A 20,570-nucleotide genomic window follows, 5' to 3' on the forward strand; every position below is an offset into this window, starting at 1 on the left:
GGCTATACTAAAGATTCGTAATTTGACTTACTTTTCTTTATGCCTAGAGTTCTGACTATGTGGCCAAATTTACTAATCCACAACACATATACTTATGAAAATACACGGCCATTAAAAGAGAGTATCAGTAGATACTCTCTTCAGATTGATCTTACCTCTCTGAAGGGTGAGTCCAGTCAAAAGCCTTTAATGGGGCATCAACTGGTGTATGAGATAATGCATTGGTGAAATTTGAAATGAGTTTGCAAGCTAAGCCTGTCAACACTTCAAGTGCATGCCGCTCAGTGTATCCTACCGTTAGAAAGTTCTGCAACTTTTCATCACCTATATGACCACGATTATCTAGTAGCTCTTTAGTAAAGACATGCAACGCTTGTAGTTTGACATCAGGTAACTCATTTCCTTCCCGTAGTGCTTCAATAATGCTTTCTGGCATATTAGCTGATTTCATGATCCACGTATGACCAGGAACGCAATAGTGACAGTTGTTTTCAAAGTTTGAGGTCATCAGAACCACTTGAGCTTCGAGTGGACTGAATAGTGTACTTTGCGTGAATAACTCATAAGTCTTCAAATAAGCTTGATAAGTTGCGGGAGCATCTGCTAGCACTTTATGTAAATTTGGAATTAAACCAAGTGATTTTTTAGATTGCTCCATCATTTGCTTTGAAGCTTCTGGTGCTGTTTCAATATTGTGGTAGTTAAACATAATAATTCTCTCGGTTTATTATTTATTAATGGTGAAAGCGTTACGTAAGGCTTGAGTTAATCGTTCTTCGCTTGCTCTTAGTCGATAGTCTTCAGACTGATCTATCCATTGGATGACACCATGTTCATCAATTAAGACCGATGTTGGGATAGACATTGATTTGTATTCAAATGAAGTAGGAAATGGCAGCCCTAATACTGTTTTTGTTTTAGACGAGTCAGCCCCTAAAGCCTTGTGGTGTTCAACGCCGTATTGTTTAACTACTTTGAGTTCTGGGTCTGACAAAAGAAGAAAATCTAAACTATCTCGTTCGATGTGCATTTTTGCTTGTTCTGCCGTATCTCCCGACAACGCAACGACCTTAACGCCATATCGATCTAGGGTCGGTTTCATATCGTTAAACATTTTTAATTCAGCACTACAGTATGGACACCAAGCACCTCGGTAAAACTTGAGTAGAACGCGTTGATTTTTTATGTCATCAGCCGAATAAATCTCGTTGTCATATGTTGTTGATTCGAATTGTGGGAACTTATCTCCAATTACAACTTTAATATCACCTAGAGGAGTATCTTTTTGACTGAATACCCAAATGAATTTACCACCAAGAAATATGGAAAAGCTGGACATTAAGACAACGAAAACAAAGCTCCAATGCATATTTATAATCCCACTGATAATTGCACCTAGCCCCAAAAGGACACCTGCCGCAAGTGCTAGCATAAGGATGATAGGATTTTTGGGAGGCTTGTTCTTTTTTACTTTTAGAAAGTAATGCAAACTTCCAATCACCGTTGAGGCAAATCCAAGTAGTGATAGTGCTATAGCTGAAAACATCGTTTGTTCCTCATTGTTTTGTTTAATTGTACCAGTTAGTACATTTGCAATTAATGTACTAACTAGTACAATAGGTGTCAATAAGAATTTTATGTAGTTGTATAGATAAATGGCAAAGAAAAGACAGTTTGACGAGATAGAAGTGCTTGGAGTTATGGCCAAATATTTTTGGCAGCATGGTTATGCGTCGACTAAGGTGGATCAATTATCGACCGTTACAGGATTAACTAAAACCAGTATTTACAACGCGTTTGGCAACAAAGAAACCGTGTTTAAATGTATAGTAGATTTCTATGTTGAGCATCACATGTCTGTGGTACTCAGGAAACTCGACTCAGATAAATTAATATCAGAGAATCTTCAATATTTATTTGATAGTGAGTTCTTAAATCCAGAGAATGATCTACTCACTTACGGCTGCTTAATTACAAACAGTATTGTTGAATTAAAATCAAACGAACCAGCCCTCTATGAGTATGTTATTAAGAAGTTTGAACAAGGTCGTATTGCAACACTGGCATTTTTTACTCAATATGAGAAAACAGAACGACTTATTGATGGTATAGATGCGGAGCATTTGACCGACTATTTCCTTACGTTTCGTCAAGGACTCAAAGTTCAATCAAGAGGGCAAAGACCACATGAATCTCTCGCTCGATCTATACACGTATTCATGCTTGTATTGAGTACATTTGAAAAATAGATTATGCGTAGGCTATTCTCGAGCTTTAGTTTTGTTGTCGAGTTTTAGATGTCTAATGATTATGAATGCAGCACCGTAGCAACACGATTCTAGTTGAGCCAATTAGTTAATCGAGCAGGTAGACTGCTTTATCCTTATCGCAATACTATTGAATGGTGCCTTTAAATGAAAACAATAAAATATAATGGACGTATTGTTTTTCAAAAACAAGATATACCCAGTTTCAAACGTATGCCGCGCGTATTTGTAGACAGTGAAGCGTGTTTTGCGTTTGTCACAAATGGCGATTTTAACGTCAGGGAACAGACAGAATCTGCTTCATTGAACAAAAACTGCGGAATACTGGCAAAATGCACTAACTACTTTTATGAAAACACTAGCTATCATAATGATGAAGGTGCAGGTGAAGCGATTGGTATCCTTCTCTATCCTGAAATATTTCAGTCACTGTTTAACTTTGATATTAGCCAGTCAAAATACAGGGTCGATTATAATATTTTGCAGGTTGAAGTGGACAAATTGCTAGAGCACTATCGTGATAGCATCAGTATATTGCTGGATTCTCCAGAGTTGGCGGATGATTTGCTTATCGAGAGCAAACTACGTGAATTTGTCATTCTTATGGCGAAAAGAACCGGCGCACCTTCTGAACTCGATTTTCTTGCTTCTATGTTTAAACCTAACTTTGCCAAATTTGAAGATATTATCCAAAGTAATCTGTATGCGGATCTGAGTGTGGATGAGTTGGCAGCACTGTGTCATATGAGTGTTTCTACTTTTAAACGTAAGTTTAAAGAGGTGTATTCAGAACCCCCAATAAAATACATTAGCAAATTAAAAATCAACAAAGCTAAAGTGTTACTGAAAGATAATAGCTTACGTATCTCCGACATCGTTTTTGAAACGGGTTTCGAGTCGGTTTCCACGTTTAACCGTGCCTTTAAAGGACAAACAGGCCTATCCCCTTCTCAATTTCGTTTAACTTGACACCACCGCATTTTAACCTTTCTATTCAGGTTGGCTCGTTTGAACTAATGTGAGCAATTTTTGAACTTTTATGGAGAGCTCTGTACCTCCAAATTCCATATAGTTACCCCATCAACTAAACACAGAGAAAGGTAACGAATTATGGGTATCAGCTTTAAAGAAAAATATGGTGATTGGGCACTTATCACAGGGGCAACATCAGGCATTGGCGCAGAAATGGCAAGCCAGATTGCGGCAAAAGGATTGAACGTTGTTTTGGTCGCTCGTCGAGAAAAAGAGCTTGAAGAGCAAGCTACGTTGCTTACGGAACGCTACGGAATTAAAGCAATGACAGTTTCTGCTGACTTAAGTACGTCAGAAGGCGTCGAAAAAGTTAAGCAAATTGACAAAAGTATTGGGCTACTTGTACTAGCCGCTGGTATTGAAGTTAATGGTTCGTTTGCTAAATCATCTCTAGAGCAAGAGTTGAAGATGATACAGCTTAACGTTACCTCTGTATTGCAACTGACTCACCACTTTACACCAGCGATGATCGAAAGAAAAAGAGGCGGTATTTTAATGGTATCAAGTCTTTCTGGTCATATGGTTTCCCCATATTTTTCAAATTATGCAGGTACCAAAGCCTATGTTCTTCAGCTAGGTGCATCTCTTCATGGCGAACTTAAACCCAAAGGTATTGATGTAACGGTTCTTTCTCCTGGGTTAACAACTACACCGATGACTGCTGATAATGGTGTTGACTGGTCAAAACTACCTATGGTTGCAAAAGATCCTGCGGAAGTAGCAGAAATAGCTATCAATGGTTTGGGTAGAAAAGCAGTTGTGGTTCCAGGTAAACGTAATCGAATGACCGCTATTCTTTCTGGGATCATCTCCCACCAAAAGCAGGCAATAATGGGTGAATCAATGATTGGAAAAGCAATGCCCAAGAACAAAATGTAACCCCCAACAGTTTAAAACTTTAGTGAAAGAAAAAGGGAAAAAGCAATGATTAAAGTATACGTAATATACCCAAATAACGATGATGTGATTTTTGATTTTGATTACTACTGCAACAAACATGTTCCTATGATAGGAGAGCTTCTGGGAGACGCACTAAAAGGGGCGACAGTAGATGCAGGGCTAACAAGTGTTGTTCCTGGTGAAGCAGCGGCATATGTGGCGATTAGTACAATTTCATTTGAATCTATAGAGTCATTTCAAACGGCATTTGGCCCAAATGCAGAGAAGATAAAAGCTGATGTACCGAACTTCACTAATACCGTTCCAACAATTCAGCTTTGTGAGCAAAAAATATAGAACCGCAACTCTCTACGGTGAAAATGAGCAGGATACCGAATAATAAACAATTTGGATTCAGCTTAGTGTTATTTAATGAAATAAAATTGAAGCTAAACGCTTGATAAAAAAGAGTTAAATATGAATAAGAAAATCAAATTGGATATAGTGTCAGATGTGATTTGTCCTTGGTGTATTATCGGTTATAAGCGTTTAAATACCGCGATAAAAGAGCTTGGGATAGAAGATCGCATTGAGATTGAGTGGCAACCTTTTCAGTTAAATCCAGATATGCCGCTTGAAGGTGAAGACCTACGTGCCCACCTTAAAAGGAAGTACGGTACTACATTAGAAGATAGCATTCGTTTCAGAAAAGAGATGACAGAGCTTGGAGAAGACGTTGGGTTTAAATTCGACTACTTTGACGGGCTAAAAGCTGTAAATACCCTTGATGCTCATATTCTTCTGGAGCATGCAAAAAGTGTAGGCAAGCAAACCGAGCTTAAAAACCGGTTATTTGCTTCGTTTTATAGCGAGCAAAAAGATATATCCAGCAAGAGTACCCTCGAGCAAGAGTTGCAAAGTCTTGGTATTAATGTTGACGAAGCAATGCAATGCCTAGATGACGATAATATGCGAAGTCATGTCCAGTCGCTGGAACAGAAATGGAAACAAGCGGGTATATCAGGTGTTCCAACAGTTGTATTCAATCGCGAGAGCGCTATTTCTGGAGCCCAATCAGTGGATACGTATAAGCAAGTATTAACTGAATTAGCTAAAATGTAATTCCTGCATCCCTCTAAAACGGACTTTTGCAATATTTTGGCGGTCTAAAAAAGGCAACGGTCTATATGAAACATAGAGAGCTTGAAGTCTACCTTCATCATCATATACCAGTATCAAAGTCTCTCGGTATCGGTGTGAATACTTGTAGCAGCAAAAATATCGAGATTACTGCACCATTGAGAATGAATACAAACCACATGAATACGGTGTTTGGCGGCAGCTTGTCTGTTGTTGGTATTTTGGCAGGTTGGTCTTTAGTTTATGCCCAGCTGGAGGGTAAAAAACATCAAATTGTTATTCAAAAAAATAGCATTCGATACTTGAAACCCGCCAGCAAAGATGTAACAGCAGTATGTAAATATGACAACCTTACGGCGTGGTCTCGGTTTCATCGTGCGTTTCAACGCAAGGGAAAAGGTCGTGTTCAAATAGCCTGCAATCTATTTTGTGCGGATGAGTTGGTTGCTACTTTTGAGGGAGTATACGTCGTTTTTAATAAAGAGTTATAAGGTCAAAATGCAATGAAGGCTACAAAGTACTTGAATAAATTGAGCTTAGACATGGTTGACTTGGTTTGTTATCAAAAAGAAGTATAAGATAAAAAACTTAGCACAAGGTAAAGCTTCGTGATCTTGCCCTGTACTCTTCGGCTACCGTTCACCGCTCGTTTTGTAGATAAAGAGGGTGAAACTAATTATAGATCTTTGATAATTTCGGATACTTTTTCTAATCAATATTAGTCGACGTAGACAGAGTACTCTAAATGATTTCTGTCCAGAAACGTGTTTCAGCGGGTGGTCAAGAAAAATCATAAATGCCTAGCGAGTAGTGAGCTGTGCGAGCGTAAGGAGTGGCTTTATTATTTTACTTTACCATCATGTCCCTTAAATACCCTTTTGGCAGGGTGATGGTTTTCACGCAGTGATGCCATCGCCTTGCTAAGCCTTCAGGGATAAAAAGCGTACACACCAATATACATAGTGTGTACGCTTTAAATGTCACAAGAAGCATTGCCAGTAAAGGTTTGTCACTCACTCACGCGCAAATGAACATGGTTTTTACTGTATACTCTGGTCGCGGACTTTTTATTTTAGCAACTTATAAAGAATAAGATTAATTGTTATTTTACAGCAGCCTGAGGCGGGAACTGAGCCAGAATGGTATTAATGGTTTTGGTCGTTTCAGTGACTTTTTCATTACCACCAGATTCAAAGTCATATTCATCAGTGCCGCGCCAGATGAGTCGGTTATCTTTTAAATCTATAATATCAATTTGAATCACTTGGATTTTAGCGCTGTCACTGCCGATGGGGATTCCCATGCTAGTACCAATCCCAATACCACCATTACTGCCACTAGTACCAGTACCTAGACCAATAGAAAGCCCTGAGCTTTTTGGTTTGTCCTTGGTTAAAAAGGCGTAGCTGACGCCAAAGTCACCAGTTATGTCATTACCAGTGGCTTCACCACTCACGGCTAAGTCATTTTCTACTTGCTCGATAAAGTTTTTGGCTAATAAATTGGCACGTATACTGGCTCTGATCCGCTCGGCGCTAAGTTGATCCCCTTGATTTGACACTTCAATAAAATGAAATCGTTTTAACTGACTAAAGTCATATTTGGTATCAAAGTCTGACTTTCCTGTGGTGCTTTGGCAGGCGCTTAATCCTAGTAGAAGTAACATTGTAAATAACGCACGAAATAGCATAAGTGGCTCCGGTTAATCAATGAATCTGTTTGTTATAGGATGTTTTCTTGAGCGAATTAATAATCAGCTTAAATCAAAAGCCTGCAGTAAACCAATCTTACACAGAATTCGTCGGTCAAATAACCAGCGCTGAACATGGCTTTTTGGTTAATTAATGCTAAGTTAGAAGCATAAAACTTCAATTTTGTCGGAGAGAAACGTCAGTTAAATATGGAACAGTTAAGTTTTTTTTCCGTCCCAAGTCCTTGCATAGGTGTGTGTCAAACTGATGCGCGCGGATATTGTAATGGCTGTTTGAGAAATCGAGATGAGCGTTTTAACTGGCTGCATTTTTCTGATGCACAAAAGCATAATATTATTCGCTTATGCCAGCAGCGAAAGCGCCGCCGACAATATGCCAAATTTAAAGCCCATCAAATAGCGATAAAACAGCAGCAAGCTCAGGCTAATCCACAATTTGACTTTGATGAACAAACTGATGATGACAACATTGATTTGGCTGATTTTAGCTTAGATTAGTGATTGCAACCTTGTGGTTTTAGGTAGGCTTTAGCTGTAATTAATATTATTGAGTTTGATGTGGTGGGTCTATTACAGCCTGCGCCGCTAACGGCCAATCTCCATTATTTCTATCGTCAGCTTCAGCGTTAAGCTAACCATTGAGATTAATGTGCGCTTTCTGCAGCTAGTTCGCGTTTACTTTTTGTCCACATTAAAGTGAAACAAGTGTTGTCATCATCACTGGTTAATGTGACATCGCCTTTGTGGCGCAACATGATGCGTTTGATAATGGCTAAGCCTAAACCATGGCCTTTATTGCCTTGGTGCTGTGACTTACTGCGATAAAAAGGCTCAAATAATCTTTCATGATCTTCTTCAGGGATCACGGGACCATCATTAGATACTGTTAGGAGCAGGTGTTGGTCATCTTCAGACAAAGACACAACAATTTCATTATGGGTGTAGCGTTGGGAGTTAGTAACAAGATTTTGAATCGCACGCTCAATCAGCAGTGGTTCTGCCATCACATATAACTCACTATACATATGCTTAAATTTAATCGGTTTATCGCTTAATGGGGTTAAACGCGTGATCAGCTCTTCTGTAATGGACACTAAGCCGCAGCGCTCTAATGTGGGCTCTTGTTGCACTTCTAAGCTGGCATAGGTCAATAGCTCTTGCAGTAAGGTTTCCATTTCTTTGATATCAATTTGCATGTCATCAAGAAATTGCTGGCGTCGTTGCTCATCGCTATTGGGCAAACAATATTGTGGTAGTAAGGCTAAAGCAAACTTTAACCGTGCTAGCGGGGTTCTGATTTCGTGTGATACGGCATTAGAGAGGTGTTTTTGGTTTTCAATTAAATCACTGATATGCCGCGCCATGTCATTAAAGGTGTTGGCTAACGGTGCGACTTGAGAGCCGGGATTGAGCTCAATACGGGTATCCCATTTGGCTTCACCAAAGTTTTGCGTGGCTTTTTTAAGGGTTTTGAGATCTTTGGATAATGGCCATACCCAAATTAAGGCGACAAAGGCCAGCATCAAATAAAAGAATATCGTAAAAATATTACGCAGCAACCCGCGGGGATCGATATCTACTGGGCCTGCCATTAACACTTGATCACCCACGGCAATAAATTGCAATTCGTGGCTGCTATCAGTGGTGGTGGTGACTATTTCATTGGCCAAGAATTCGACATTGCCACTTAAAGCAATTTCATCTTTTTCAAATAAAGCTAACGGGTAGGGGTGTTGCTTTTGAATGATTTTAAGCTGCGCTAAGCGCTGCTCTTTAGGTTGCAAAGACAATAATAATGCAAAGGCGATTAATGGCGAGTCAATGTTCTCGTATTCATCGACTTGCTGTTGCCAGAGGCTATCTAATGTCCAGCCTATACCTAAAAAGCTTAAGCTAAGTAATAGGTATAGGCTGATGAAGAGTCTTTTCAAAGTCTTCTATGACCTAATTAGTTATTCCACGCTTCAGGCGCGAATAAATAACCTTGTCCCCAAACAGTTTTTATTCTGAATGGTGTTTCGATACTATCTCCAAGCTTTTTACGTAAGCGAGATATGCGCACATCAATTTTTCTGTCTTTACCATCAAAATCGATATTGAGTAAGTATTGGTAGATGTATTGTCTACTTAATACTTGCCCCGCTTGTGACGCCAGTAACCACAATAATTCAAACTCATGGCTAGTTAAATCAACCTCGGTATTGCCTAAGCGAATCGCTTGGGTATGCGGGTCGATGCTTAACTTACCAAAGCTTAAACAATGAGATTCTGGTTTTGGCGGTTGTGCCTGACGGCGTAATAGGTTGTTTATACGTGCCACTAACAAGCTTGGGTCGACAGGTTTGACAACATAATCATCAGCGCCTAATTCTAGGCCTTTGATTTGGTCTTCTGGAGAGCCAAGCGCACTCATTAACAATATAGGGCCTGAGAAGTAGTCAGGTAATTTTTCACACAGGCTTAATCCATCAAGTCCAGGCAGCATAATATCAAGTAGGATGATATCAGGCTTGTAACTAATCAATCGTGTTAAAACGGTATCGCCACGTCGTTCAACTTCAACGTGCATATCGTGTGATTTTAGGTAGTCCACAATTAAGTTGGCAAGACGAATATCATCTTCTACCAACAGAACTCTATGAGTTGATGGGGGGGGTGCCATTAAAATAAACTCCAAGGATTTCGGTAACGTCTGCGAACTTTAGGTTCGGACATTGTGGTGACTTTTAGGATTACGTCCGCCAATTCATTATTATTATTTTTACTTACCAAGACAAAGTGAATGTCTTTATTGGTTTTTACTGAAAATTGCAATGAATGATCATCAGTAGAATCACTACACCAGCGACTCATTGCTTGATAGTTAGATTCAATACAAATGAGTTGGTCAGTTTTCAGTTGCCAATTTAGCTCAATATCCATCTCGCAATGTTTGTTTTGAGCGTCTTTGAGGCATAAATGAGGCGTAGCCGAAAGCTGTGCTTGCGTTTCAAGCGTATCAGCTTTGACGCAGAAAGCACTAAATATCAGTATTAATATACCGAAAAAGTGATAGAGGTTATATTCTTGTTTACTGAACAAGATTAGAACCTATATGCAGCTCCAATGAAGTAGGAGCGAGAGTAATTTTCATTAATAATTGGACTGTCAATAATTTCATCAGCTAACCGGGTGTAACGTGCCGCTAAAAGTAAATCCCAGCGTTGTGAAAGACTATAACGTGTCGTTAGCTCAATCGCTTTATTCCAGCCAGAACCTGGCTGATATTGCGTGTTCCAGTATAGATTTTCAGTTGATCTAATACCATAGTAATAAGCAATAACTTGCGAACTTTTCCAATCAGCTTCTAATGATAAATCAAAGCGGAATTTATCAAGAGCTAAAGAGTACGACCAACTGGCACTCGCTTCTTGTCCATTATGAACATTAAGTAAATCATGGGCTGCGGTGAGTCTTAATATACCTAATTTGCCGTACCAAAAAAATTCCACACCACCATATACAGTGAAGTGTCTGGTTTCAAGCTCATTTAAAACCTCAGGTTGTGATATACCTCTAGATTCTGTGAGATCCGCTGCAGGGAGTTCAACCGTCTCATCAAAGCTACTGGCTTGGGGTAAAAAAATGTTTGATGGGTCCCAGCGATAAAAGAAAGCACGCTCATCGCTATAACTGCTCGCGAGATTAAGGGTAAAACTTTCTTGCTCTACCAGGGTGTAGCCAAAATTGAAGTTGTCAAAAAACCAGCTTTCACCATAATAGGCGACGGAGGGTATGACATAGATAGGTATATCTTTATAGGTACTTACTGGGTTGGTTTTATTGCCCCAGCCCAAAGCTAGACTGACATCCCATTGACCAACCACAATGCAGTCGCCATCAATTTGACAGGTGTCTTCAGCTTGCGCTGGCTTGATACCAGCAATAACAATGGTAAGTATGAGCAATAATCGATACATCTAAGGCTGCTACCTAATCAATAAAACTTCAATAAACATAATGTTAACATTGTTCATTATTTAGCTACACTGATTTTACCTTAATGATACAAACTGATACTGGTGTGATTAATTTACATTAAGCCGTTTTTAACCAAAGGCGTCACGGCGTTAATTTAATTCTTGCTCAACTGGTTCAGTATTTGATTGTTCAATCTCTAGCGGTGCTTGCCTTTGATAGCCCATTTCAATTAACTGAGCATTGATGCAGTCGGTAATAAATTGCTGTTTTTCGATGGCTTCAATTTGTTCTTCAGCGGCCATATTTTCACAGGCCGCCGTTAATGATTTTACGGTATCCTCAGGGGCTGGTATTCCATTGGCATTGGTATCTGTGCTGAAAAAACTGCAGATAACAAGGCTTACGACAATACTTAAACTTAATGATGGTTTAGTCATAATTGTTCCTCTAAGTGTTAACACGTTATGTAAACAGATGCTTAGTTCATTTTTTTGCGAATAAAATCACTGCAAGTGTCATCTAAGCAGCGCTTAGAAACATAATGCTTGGTTAATTGGGTTGTGAGTAAAAAACCTTGGCTTGTTTCTGCAATGCGATAAACATCATCCCAAGCTAAATGATGATCAATATAAGTCGACTTTGAATGAATACCGTTATCGTCAATGGTTAAATTTACTGGGTTATTCGCTGACTTACTTATTAGTTGCCTCATTAACCACCAAGCGCGATTAAACCTAACTTGCAGTGCTTCAACTGCCCCTAAACCAATAAAGAAGTAAGCAACATAGGGGCTTAACTCGGTGATGGTCATTAAAAATCCAGCGACTAAAAATGCCACAGATTTTAAGTAACGCTTTGGACTGGTATTAATGACAACTGACTCATCGAAGGTTTCTTCAAAATGAGATCGATCTAAAATATATTCAACACTATAGCTATAAGCTGTTGTTTTTGTTTCGCTGGTAGACATGTATCGCTCATTGACAACATTAATTGAGATAATTATAAGGTTGAAGTGATCGATTTCACTAATTTTTCCTGTAAATCGGTTTGTTCTTCTTCTGAAAGCTGTGCACCGTATTGGTTGGAAAGGGTAAACACGTTATCAGCTCGCTCACCGACTGTGCTGATGGCTGCAGAATGAATTGTAAGCTCTAGTGCTCTGAATGCACTGGCTATTTGCCCCATAAACTCATGGGTTTCTAGCGCTAAAATATGCACTAAGGTGCGGTTAGCTTTTTTAGAGTGAATAAATTCAATGGTGGGTTTGTTATCAAAACTTTGGGTGTGTCTTAAAGGGCGCTTTTTCGGCGGCATTACATTATTGTCTATCACTTGACGTAGCTTGCTGGTGACTTGTTTGCGGCGCTGAGCACTGAAAATCGGTTTACCGTCAAAGTCGAGTACTTTAAAAGCTTCAACCACGTAACCGTCTTTAGTTTGTGAAATCTGTGCTTGCTTCACTGATATCTTCAAGGTTGATAGGGTATTAAACAGAGAAATAAACAAGCCTGCTCTGTCTTTGGTATACACAAAAACATCACTACAGCCTTTGACATTACTATCATCAACAATAATTAACGATTCAGAATCTGCTTGAGCTTGTTGCTGATGCGAAAGTATTCCTAGGGTGTATTTTGCTATTTCACTGGATTCTGCATTACCGAAAAAGGATAACGGCAGGTTTTTCCATAGTTTTTGAATAGCAGCAGATTGAGCCTGTATTTGGTGTTCATCTGTTAATTGTGAATCGGCATTGATGATATTAAGGGCTTCTTGTTTGTGCTCCCTAACCACGCTGCGCAGTTGCAATACATTTTCAAGACCATTCCTGAGGGCTTTACGGGTGGCAAAGTAGAGGTCGGTTAATAAACTGGCTTTCCAATCATTCCATAGATCATCATTGGTGGCTTGAATATCGGCCACCGTTAAACAATATAAAGCATCAAGTTTAGTGAGGCTGCCCACGGATTTTGCAAAAGCAGTAATGACATCAGGATCTTGAATATCCATACGCTGGGAGGTGATGGACATTAATAGATGTTGTTCCACTAACCAGCTAATTAATTGCTGCTGTGAGTTTTTTAAACCATGGAATTTGGCAAATAATTTGGCATCTACTGCGCCGAGTTCACTGTGATCACCACCACGTCCTTTAGCAAGATCATGAAATAGTGCGGCAAATAAAATGGTTTCTTTGGCTTGGAACCGAGCATAGATATCAGCGGCCAATTTGTGATCGTGACTAATGTCATCATGGGTTAGTGCATATAAGTTTTTTAGCAGTTTATGAGTGTGTTCATCCACAGTATAAGCATGAAATAAATCAAACTGCATCTGGCCAACCACTTCACGCCATTGGGGTAAATATGAGGTAAGGATGCCATGTTGATGCATTAAGGTAATTGCCAGCCCCATGCCTTGTGGGTGCTTGAATAGTTTGACAAACAGTTCACGGCAGACATGAAAGTCTTGTAAATCACCCATTAAACGACGACGTACTTGCCTGATCAATCTTAAGGTCTCAGGGGTAATGCCTTTTACTTGTTGATGGTATTCGGCAATATAATAAAACATCCACATGATCTGCGGTCTATCAATAAACACATCTTGATTTTTTGCATTTATTTGACCATTTAAGATCTCAAAATTGTCATTGATATCGATACAATTATTGTGCTTCAGTGGCGATATCTCGCGTTGGAAATAAGCCATCAACATCAGGTTTAATTCACGAATACGCTTCATTGCTCTAAACAATTGGCGCATCATTTTTTCAATGGTGATATTACCGCTGTCACCAAATCCCAGTAGGCGAGCGACTTCAGCTTGATGTTGCAATAAAAGTCTATTTTCAGAGCGGTTTGACGCTTGATGCAATGAGAATCGCACTCGCCAAATAAAGTTTTGGCACTCCATTAGTTCTGCGTATTCATCAGCAGTTAAAAAATTAAGACGACGAAGATCTTTAAGATCGTCAATGGAGAAATGTTTGCGAGCTATCCAAGTAATCGTTTGAATATCACGCATGCCGCCAGGGCTATTTTTTAAATTGGGCTCAATATTAAAGGCGGTGCCTTGGGCTTTATGATGCCTGACTTGTTGCTCATTAAACTTGGCTTCAAAAAAGGCTGCGCTACTCCAAATACTTTCGCCATAGAGTTTGCTGATAACTTGGTGTTGATGGTTTTCATGGACACAAATATTGCGAATTTCAAGTAAAGTGGTGGCGATGGTGACATCTTCTTTACAGGCGACAAAAGTATCATCTAGGCGCCTTACTGCATGGCCTAAATCTAAACCCAAGTCCCATAATTGAGTCAGAAAATCACTGAGTTTATTGGCATCATCGGTGGATAAGTTGTGGTCATGAATAATACAAATATCGATATCAGAAAAAGGGTGTAGAGTTTGCCTGCCGTAGCCACCGACAGCATTGAGAGAGATTTCTTTTGTATCAAAAGTAAACTTTTGCCAAATATGACTGAGAAGTTTATCAAAAAATTGAGCGCGAAATGTCAGGATCTCGGTAATTGGGCTACAACTAATCTGTTGCTCTAGCCAAATATCAAAATCAGTAATGGCTTGTTTTAGCTCTACAATACTCATATTTGGCTGTAAAATCGGATAGACTGGCTGCAAAAACATATCACTCCCTTTTAGATTCGCTCTCAAATAGGGTATGCGATTTAGTTTGCCAACTCAAACTATCCACTAAATTGATTAGTAATAAGTTAATTCTTTTAACTAGTTAAATAAGAATAAATCACTTAAATTGAGCTTATAAATGCAAAGTAAACGAAGTCGTTTAGATCAGTTTTTAGCTAAAAAATTACAGCTACCTAAAAAGGCGGTAAGGCTAATTTTACTGGCTGGGCGGGTCAATGTTGATGGTGAGACTTGTAAAGAGATGGACCATCAAATTAATGAGTTTACCGCTATTATGCTTGATGGTGACTTTATTCAGAACCAGCAAAAACAATACTATATGTTACACAAGCCTGTGGGTGTGGTGAGCGCGACAAAAGATGATATTCATCCCACGGCCTTGTCGCTATTAACTGGCGTCAATATTGAAATGATGCATATTGCTGGTAGGCTTGATTTAAATTCTACTGGCTTACTGTTAATTACCAATGACAGCCAATGGTCGCAAGCTTTGATGTCGCCTGAAACCAAAGTAAACAAACAGTATTTGGTGACGTTAGAAAATCCCATTGATGACTCATATATCAGCGCTTTTAATCAAGGGATGTATTTTGGTTTTGAAGATATCACCACTTTACCGGCGCAACTTGAAATCATCTCAGAGTATCAAGCACGGGTGACGTTACAAGAGGGTAAGTACCATCAAATTAAGCGTATGTTTGGCCGCTTCAGGAATCCGGTGATTGGTTTACATCGTGAGTCGGTGGGCAATATTAACTTGGATAAGCAATTGTTAGTCGGGGATTTTCGCTCGCTCACTCAAACTGAAATCAATCTTAAGTAAATCTTATAAAACCTTAAAAAAACTTAAATTAATTCTATAAGGTTGGGCTTGATCAAGTTTTACTTGTTACAATTATGTTAGATTAAGCCTAATATTAACAAGGTTATTACTAGGTAATTGCATGGATTTCAAAGCGCTTAAGAAAATCAGCGAATTAGACGTGTTCTGTTTGTTGGTCTTTAAAACTATTTATGAAACAGGCTTTGCTAACCTTGCAGCGAAAGAATTAAACGTTTCAGCTCCTAAAATAAGCCGTTGTTTAACGGCGTTACGGTTAACCTTTGATGATGAGTTATTTTATCGACGTCAACAAGGGTTAAGACCTACCGCGCTAGCAGAGCACCTTTATCAGCCCATATGTAGTTTTTGCGAGTCAGCCTCAAATATTGAACGCATCGTACATGAAGGTAACTGTACTAATTCATCAACCGTGCTCAATATTGCGGTAACTCCCATCATTATGACTTCACTTTCAATGGCGCTTGGCAGCGACGACATAATGGATAAGTTAGGTAAAGTCAGAATGCATACATGGAATGAGCATTCTGAAGAGTTGATCCACCAAGGTGACATTGATTTAGGGATTAACCTTGGCCCAGCCAGCGCCAGCGATTTATTATCTGAAAGCCTCGGTCACAGTGATTCCACTTCGATTGTGGCTAGAACGAATCATCCTATTTGGGGCTATGATGCTATAAGTTTAGATGACATAGCTAACTATCCCTTTTTGCTGCTCGATACCAAGGGGTTTAATGATAAATTAGATTTCTTCCAAATTTACTGCCGTCAATCAGGGATTGAGCCGCTTAATATCAGTCGAGTTAGTTCCATTGAAGAGTGGTTTTGTCACTTGTTGACCATGCGAAGTTTCAGCTTTATAGCCACATCAGAAGCTGCAGTGTTAAATCACTTTAATGCACTACGTGTTGAAAGCTTACCGGAAACCGAAAGAGAAAAATTGCTTGGCCATGGCGCCGCGCCGCAATACCACCTTATTGAAAGAACCTCCTCATACCGCCGCTATTGTGATGACAGCAGAAAGATTATTATTAATTCAGTGCTTAAGTTAATCGCTGCCTAAATCGCTTATGTGCTATTTAGCCATTTCCCTGTGCTGGGGGATCTGCCGCTGAATATCATTTTAATGGGCTAGAGAAGCGCTATGGCTGTCGAGTCATTCACCTTGAACTGTGCATTTTTTATGCTTGTTTCCACCATTCTTTTAGCGCAAATCTGTTTCGTTAATAACAATCATTATCAGTATAAAACTCAATAACCTATACAAATTTCATATATCGAAATTGCCAACTTCGATTTGTAAAATTGCAAGATCTAAATCTTTAAATTTCAGTCACATATATGAAACTCTTTTGATACATCTAAAGGGGTATCTTTTATATTAAAGTTACTGCTAAAGCAGATTTAAATACCTATATAGGGGATCCGATAATGAGAACATATAAAAGGTCGATTCTAGCAGCAGCGTTAATCGCTGCTATTGGACTAGCGGGTTGTAGTGATGGAGATGATGGTAAAGATGGTGCCCCAGGAGAACCCGGCGCGCCAGGTACACCAGGTACACCAGGAGCACCAGCGGGAAGTGTTGTTGATACAGTAGCATCTGCTGCTGATTTTGTGTTGAGCTTAGCCCCTGCAGATATCGTGGTAGTAGGAGGTGATGATTTTGCTATCAAATTTACGGTAACAGGCAAAACAGCTAAAGGCGAAGATGTGCCCTTTAGTGGCTTAGACAAAGTAGCGCTTTATGTGATGAATCAAGCGGCCAATACCACTGATACTGGCGCGCCACTATTGTGGGAAAGCCATACCCTAACCAATGAATTTGGTTCAAGTATGTATTGTACGCCAACAGGTATGGCAGAAGCCCGCGGCGGCGCAGAAGTTGAAGCTTGTACCTTAGTTGAAGATGAAGCAAACCCAGGCACTTACACAGGTACTTGGGAACATGAAGGCAATGCACCGGTTGTACTTGCAGATGGTGATGCCAATAACTTACATCGCGTTATGGTGCGTAGCTATGATGTTGTAGACAGCACTGGTGAAGGCATTGCAGATAAATTGCTTTCTACTCCGGTTGACTTTATTCCTGCAACGGGTGAGCTAGCGGTATCTGAAAAAGATTCAGTGTCTAACGCCTCTTGTATTAAGTGTCATACTCAAATGGATGGGTATGAAGCTACCGATATCCGCATAGCTAACATTGGTGCCCACCATAATTATCAAAAAGTTGAAAATTGTGTAGCCTGTCATAACCCAGCTTATGCTGGCGGTGAAGACGATCCAGAAAAAGGCTTTAACGCTAATTGGAATGCAATGATTCACACATTACACGCTGGTCATCATATTGACGATCTAGAAGGTGAAGCTGCAGATATGTTTGGCGAAATTGGCTTCCCATCAGAAATCAATCAATGTACCGCATGTCATGATAACGGGATGCAATGGAATGATAATGTCTACGCAGAAGCATGTGTGTCATGTCATACAGATGTAGATTTAGCCACTGGTGAAAACCACAGAGGTATCGTACCTGAAAGTGATGCAGCCTGTTCTGGTTGTCATGGCGCAGGTAGCTTAAGCCCAATGCAAGCACATAATGTTGCAGCGAGAGCGATTGCCACTGATTCAATTGAAATTGCTTTAAATAGTGTGAGTTACACTGAAAGCGCAACAGTTGACATGGATGAAATGGTGATTACATTTGATGTCACTATTGATGGTGTTGCCGTTGAAGATGGTTTCGAGTTCACTAACTTTACTAAATACGATGAAATGAAAACCGGTTGGGTAGACACTGATGGTACTTACTACGGCAGTGCTTCGGTTAATCTAAATGGTGTTGTTGCATCCGCTGGCCAGTTAATGGTGACTCAATTAGGTGAGTTTAATCTAGACGGAAAGAGTATTTCTGTAACACCTAGATTCTCAGTATGTGCCGATTCAGAAGGTATGCTCATTGAGTGTTTAGATTCAAGCGGCGAAGCGCAATATGATGTTGGTTATGTTGCAGTCACTATGGCGCCAGCTTACTGGAATCTAGCCAATGCTGATGGTAGCGGCGCAACGATATCTCGCTTTAGTGACCCAGCACGGGTAACCGCTGATGAAGCTAAATGTAATACTTGTCATACTTCATTAGGTATTGCTAAGCATTACGGTAACGAACGTTTCGACCAATGTGTAGGTTGTCATAACGACACTTGGGGTGGTTCTTATCATGCGACTGTTGAATATAAAACAGATGCAGTTGATGAAAATGGCGACCCAGTATTTGAAACAATTGAAGGCTTAACCTATAGCAACCGTGACTTATTCACTGTAGCTCACCGTTTCCATTCAGGTCTTTGGGATGATAACCGTGGTTTCCCTGCAATACACTTAAATTCAGATATGGAAACAGAAGGTTACCCAGCAGTTGCTACTGAATGTTCAGCTTGTCATAAAGATGATGTGAGTTTATTCGCCGCAGATGGTGGCCTTACTTCAGGTAAACGTGCAATCGCAGTAGATGCTGGTGCAACAATGTTCATTAGCCCTACCGCTGAAGCATGTCGTACTTGTCACGCACACTCAAGTGCCTCTGCAATGGCTCACTTCAAGAGTAATGGTGCGATAGTTGAGGGCGATCCAGCTTCAACTGCTAATCTGCCGGTTGAATCTTGTGCAACTTGTCATGCTGAAGGTAAAACTTATGGTGTTGATGTGATGCATGCTGGAGGCGCACACTAGTTAGCAATAAGAGATGTTTCATCAGCTATGAGATCCCCTGCTTCTCATAGCAAATAAACCACTGGGAGCCTTCGGGCTCCCTTTTTTTATCCTCAGTGTTTGCATTAACCCTTTTATTGATCCCAATGGCGTTATTATTCATTTTTGTGAGTCAGTGCAATTTTTAAACGTTCTAGCGTGTTTTAGTTTACTTATAAGCAGGCTTTAATGCTGATTTATTGTGAGTTAGATCGGTAGTTGGCAATATTTGTGAGCTGGCAAGTCTTCAGGTGTTCACTTGAGGGGTTAATGCCACCTTTTTATTTAACAAGCTGAAAAGCAACACTAATTAATCGCATTGTTTAGTGTGCTTATTCCTCAGCTCCCTTGGTTGCTAGTTTGATTGCCTCCTGCGGTTACATTATTATGCGCGGCGCTAAGATTAACCAAAGTTAATCTAGTGTGACGACACTATCGTCACTACTTACTTAATTGATTACTTCCTGTAGGGGAACTCAATGTCGACACCGCAAACACATTCATATGCAAACCCAGCACCGCTTGGCTTGATGGGATTCGGTATGACCACCATTTTGCTCAACATCCATAATGCGGGTTTTTTCCCAATTGATTCAATGATCCTAGCAATGGGCATTTTTTATGGCGGCATTGGCCAAGTGATTGTCGGCATCATGTGCTTTAAACGTGGCGATACCTTTGGCACTACAGCATTTACTTCTTATGGGCTATTTTGGTTAACCTTAGTTGGTCTACTTGTCATGCCTAAAATGGGTTTTGCGGCAAGTCCTGCAAGCTTTATGGGTTGGTACCTAGCGCTTTGGGGCATGTTTACTGGCTTTATGTTTATTGGCTCTATGCGTTACCCATTAGCCAAGCAAATTGTCTTTGGCTTGCTAACTATTTTATTCTTCCTATTAGCTGCGCGAGATTTTACCGGCAGCGAGCTAATTGGCACCATTGCAGGCTTTGAAGGTATTTTATGTGGCTTAAGCGCCATTTACTTTGCCATGGCGCAAGTGCTGAATGCTGAATATGGCCGGGTGATTTTGCCTGTTGGAAAAGTCAGATTTGCAGCAAGTAAAGCTGAAACCACTGCAGCACCAGCGTCGTTAAAAGCAGCGTAATACTAAATTAGCGCCATAAAAAAGCTGACAATGCTATGAATAGCCTTGTCAGCTTTTTTGTTTAAATTTACTTTAGCTCTGTTGCAGTTTAAACAACCACTTACCGTAAAGATAAACCCCTACTGCCGAAATCGTCCCACAGCGGCGATGATGTACCATGCTTTGCCGATACTGTGGCTGTTATACGCCATATATGCCATAGTTTTTTAGCATCG

General features: G+C 40.0%; 21 protein-coding genes. 11 read left to right on the plus strand and 10 right to left on the minus strand.

What is annotated here, in order from left to right:
* Window positions 1-151: 151 nt before the first annotated feature.
* A complete protein-coding gene (locus AB4160_RS15775; RefSeq protein ID WP_055024802.1) occupies window positions 152-709 on the minus strand; it encodes a carboxymuconolactone decarboxylase family protein in 558 nt (185 codons plus the stop codon).
* Between the two features lie 18 nt (window positions 710-727).
* Window positions 728-1,546 carry a peroxiredoxin family protein gene (locus tag AB4160_RS15780; protein WP_055024801.1) on the minus strand — a complete coding sequence of 273 codons (819 nt, stop codon included), beginning with the start codon at window positions 1,544-1,546 and terminating at the stop codon, window positions 728-730.
* A gap of 109 nt (window positions 1,547-1,655) precedes the next feature.
* Between AB4160_RS15780 and AB4160_RS15785 the strand changes: the two genes are divergently transcribed.
* From AB4160_RS15785 to AB4160_RS15810, 6 genes are all read left to right on the plus strand, one after another.
* Entirely contained in the window at window positions 1,656-2,249 is a 594-nt protein-coding gene (locus AB4160_RS15785; RefSeq protein ID WP_055024800.1) for a TetR/AcrR family transcriptional regulator, read from the plus strand.
* A gap of 165 nt (window positions 2,250-2,414) precedes the next feature.
* Entirely contained in the window at window positions 2,415-3,236 is an 822-nt protein-coding gene (locus tag AB4160_RS15790) for an AraC family transcriptional regulator (RefSeq protein WP_198589623.1), read from the plus strand.
* Window positions 3,237-3,377: 141 nt separating this feature from the next.
* Window positions 3,378-4,178 carry an SDR family oxidoreductase gene (locus AB4160_RS15795; RefSeq protein WP_055024799.1) on the plus strand — a complete coding sequence of 267 codons (801 nt, stop codon included), beginning with the start codon at window positions 3,378-3,380 and terminating at the stop codon, window positions 4,176-4,178.
* A gap of 45 nt (window positions 4,179-4,223) precedes the next feature.
* Window positions 4,224-4,535, plus strand: coding sequence for an EthD family reductase (locus AB4160_RS15800; RefSeq protein ID WP_055024798.1), 312 nt, complete (start codon window positions 4,224-4,226; stop codon window positions 4,533-4,535).
* Window positions 4,536-4,655: 120 nt separating this feature from the next.
* A complete protein-coding gene (locus tag AB4160_RS15805) occupies window positions 4,656-5,300 on the plus strand; it encodes a DsbA family oxidoreductase (RefSeq protein ID WP_055024797.1) in 645 nt (214 codons plus the stop codon).
* 65 nt (window positions 5,301-5,365) lie between these two features.
* Window positions 5,366-5,809 carry a YiiD C-terminal domain-containing protein gene (locus AB4160_RS15810; RefSeq protein ID WP_082419996.1) on the plus strand — a complete coding sequence of 148 codons (444 nt, stop codon included), beginning with the start codon at window positions 5,366-5,368 and terminating at the stop codon, window positions 5,807-5,809.
* 611 nt (window positions 5,810-6,420) lie between these two features.
* Here the strand turns inward: AB4160_RS15810 and AB4160_RS15815 are convergent.
* On the minus strand, window positions 6,421-7,008 hold the full coding sequence (locus AB4160_RS15815) for a DUF4136 domain-containing protein (protein WP_102438834.1): 588 nt from the start codon (window positions 7,006-7,008) through the stop codon (window positions 6,421-6,423).
* Window positions 7,009-7,218: 210 nt separating this feature from the next.
* On the opposite strand from AB4160_RS15815, the gene AB4160_RS15820 reads away from it, so the two are divergent.
* Window positions 7,219-7,527: a DUF1289 domain-containing protein gene (locus AB4160_RS15820; protein WP_102438832.1), complete on the plus strand. Its 309-nt coding sequence runs from the start codon at window positions 7,219-7,221 to the stop codon at window positions 7,525-7,527.
* A 146-nt stretch (window positions 7,528-7,673) separates the two neighbouring features.
* Here the strand turns inward: AB4160_RS15820 and AB4160_RS15825 are convergent, their stop codons facing one another.
* From AB4160_RS15825 to glnD, 7 genes are all read right to left on the minus strand, one after another.
* Window positions 7,674-8,960, minus strand: a complete 1,287-nt coding sequence (locus AB4160_RS15825; protein ID WP_372005464.1) for an ATP-binding protein — start codon at window positions 8,958-8,960, stop codon at window positions 7,674-7,676.
* 17 nt (window positions 8,961-8,977) lie between these two features.
* The gene (locus AB4160_RS15830) at window positions 8,978-9,691 is read right to left on the minus strand and encodes a winged helix-turn-helix domain-containing protein (protein WP_102438828.1); all 714 of its coding nucleotides are present in this window, start codon (window positions 9,689-9,691) and stop codon (window positions 8,978-8,980) included.
* Window positions 9,691-10,110 (minus strand): DUF3019 domain-containing protein, encoded by a 420-nt coding sequence (locus tag AB4160_RS15835; RefSeq protein WP_076541170.1) that lies wholly within the window; start codon window positions 10,108-10,110, stop codon window positions 9,691-9,693. The genes AB4160_RS15830 and AB4160_RS15835 overlap by 1 nt, the downstream gene beginning before the upstream one ends.
* A gap of 2 nt (window positions 10,111-10,112) precedes the next feature.
* The gene (locus AB4160_RS15840; protein WP_102475560.1) at window positions 10,113-10,988 is read right to left on the minus strand and encodes a MipA/OmpV family protein; all 876 of its coding nucleotides are present in this window, start codon (window positions 10,986-10,988) and stop codon (window positions 10,113-10,115) included.
* A gap of 150 nt (window positions 10,989-11,138) precedes the next feature.
* Window positions 11,139-11,426: a hypothetical protein gene (locus AB4160_RS15845; RefSeq protein ID WP_102475559.1), complete on the minus strand. Its 288-nt coding sequence runs from the start codon at window positions 11,424-11,426 to the stop codon at window positions 11,139-11,141.
* Window positions 11,427-11,467: 41 nt separating this feature from the next.
* Entirely contained in the window at window positions 11,468-11,959 is a 492-nt protein-coding gene (locus AB4160_RS15850) for a YcxB family protein (protein WP_102519350.1), read from the minus strand.
* Between the two features lie 32 nt (window positions 11,960-11,991).
* Window positions 11,992-14,637: a [protein-PII] uridylyltransferase gene (glnD, locus tag AB4160_RS15855; RefSeq protein ID WP_372005467.1), complete on the minus strand. Its 2,646-nt coding sequence runs from the start codon at window positions 14,635-14,637 to the stop codon at window positions 11,992-11,994.
* Between the two features lie 139 nt (window positions 14,638-14,776).
* On the opposite strand from glnD, the gene AB4160_RS15860 reads away from it, so the two are divergent.
* The 4 genes from AB4160_RS15860 (at window position 14,777) to AB4160_RS15875 (ending at window position 20,355) form a co-directional block, all read left to right on the plus strand.
* Entirely contained in the window at window positions 14,777-15,481 is a 705-nt protein-coding gene (locus tag AB4160_RS15860) for a 16S rRNA pseudouridine(516) synthase (RefSeq protein ID WP_372005469.1), read from the plus strand.
* A gap of 121 nt (window positions 15,482-15,602) precedes the next feature.
* On the plus strand, window positions 15,603-16,562 hold the full coding sequence (locus AB4160_RS15865) for a LysR family transcriptional regulator (protein ID WP_372005471.1): 960 nt from the start codon (window positions 15,603-15,605) through the stop codon (window positions 16,560-16,562).
* Between the two features lie 368 nt (window positions 16,563-16,930).
* Window positions 16,931-19,231, plus strand: a complete 2,301-nt coding sequence (locus AB4160_RS15870; protein WP_372005474.1) for an OmcA/MtrC family decaheme c-type cytochrome — start codon at window positions 16,931-16,933, stop codon at window positions 19,229-19,231.
* Between the two features lie 497 nt (window positions 19,232-19,728).
* Window positions 19,729-20,355 carry an acetate uptake transporter gene (locus AB4160_RS15875; RefSeq protein ID WP_372000083.1) on the plus strand — a complete coding sequence of 209 codons (627 nt, stop codon included), beginning with the start codon at window positions 19,729-19,731 and terminating at the stop codon, window positions 20,353-20,355.
* The last annotated feature ends 215 nt before the right edge of the window (window positions 20,356-20,570 follow it).

Origin of the sequence: Shewanella sp. 10N.286.51.B8, from assembly GCF_041469325.1 — a bacterium.
Lineage (GTDB): Bacteria > Pseudomonadota > Gammaproteobacteria > Enterobacterales > Shewanellaceae > Shewanella.

Coding starts and splice junctions, on each gene's coding strand:
- AB4160_RS15775 (WP_055024802.1), bottom strand. CDS start 709: ATGTTTAACTACCACAATATTGAAACAGCACCAGAAGCTTCAAAGCAA.
- AB4160_RS15780 (WP_055024801.1), bottom strand. CDS start 1,546: ATGTTTTCAGCTATAGCACTATCACTACTTGGATTTGCCTCAACGGTG.
- AB4160_RS15785 (WP_055024800.1), top strand. CDS start 1,656: ATGGCAAAGAAAAGACAGTTTGACGAGATAGAAGTGCTTGGAGTTATG.
- AB4160_RS15790 (WP_198589623.1), top strand. CDS start 2,415: ATGAAAACAATAAAATATAATGGACGTATTGTTTTTCAAAAACAAGAT.
- AB4160_RS15795 (WP_055024799.1), top strand. CDS start 3,378: ATGGGTATCAGCTTTAAAGAAAAATATGGTGATTGGGCACTTATCACA.
- AB4160_RS15800 (WP_055024798.1), top strand. CDS start 4,224: ATGATTAAAGTATACGTAATATACCCAAATAACGATGATGTGATTTTT.
- AB4160_RS15805 (WP_055024797.1), top strand. CDS start 4,656: ATGAATAAGAAAATCAAATTGGATATAGTGTCAGATGTGATTTGTCCT.
- AB4160_RS15810 (WP_082419996.1), top strand. CDS start 5,366: ATGAAACATAGAGAGCTTGAAGTCTACCTTCATCATCATATACCAGTA.
- AB4160_RS15815 (WP_102438834.1), bottom strand. CDS start 7,008: ATGCTATTTCGTGCGTTATTTACAATGTTACTTCTACTAGGATTAAGC.
- AB4160_RS15820 (WP_102438832.1), top strand. CDS start 7,219: ATGGAACAGTTAAGTTTTTTTTCCGTCCCAAGTCCTTGCATAGGTGTG.
- AB4160_RS15830 (WP_102438828.1), bottom strand. CDS start 9,691: ATGGCACCCCCCCCATCAACTCATAGAGTTCTGTTGGTAGAAGATGAT.
- AB4160_RS15840 (WP_102475560.1), bottom strand. CDS start 10,988: ATGTATCGATTATTGCTCATACTTACCATTGTTATTGCTGGTATCAAG.
- AB4160_RS15845 (WP_102475559.1), bottom strand. CDS start 11,426: ATGACTAAACCATCATTAAGTTTAAGTATTGTCGTAAGCCTTGTTATC.
- AB4160_RS15850 (WP_102519350.1), bottom strand. CDS start 11,959: ATGTCTACCAGCGAAACAAAAACAACAGCTTATAGCTATAGTGTTGAA.
- glnD (WP_372005467.1), bottom strand. CDS start 14,637: ATGTTTTTGCAGCCAGTCTATCCGATTTTACAGCCAAATATGAGTATT.
- AB4160_RS15860 (WP_372005469.1), top strand. CDS start 14,777: ATGCAAAGTAAACGAAGTCGTTTAGATCAGTTTTTAGCTAAAAAATTA.
- AB4160_RS15865 (WP_372005471.1), top strand. CDS start 15,603: ATGGATTTCAAAGCGCTTAAGAAAATCAGCGAATTAGACGTGTTCTGT.
- AB4160_RS15870 (WP_372005474.1), top strand. CDS start 16,931: ATGAGAACATATAAAAGGTCGATTCTAGCAGCAGCGTTAATCGCTGCT.
- AB4160_RS15875 (WP_372000083.1), top strand. CDS start 19,729: ATGTCGACACCGCAAACACATTCATATGCAAACCCAGCACCGCTTGGC.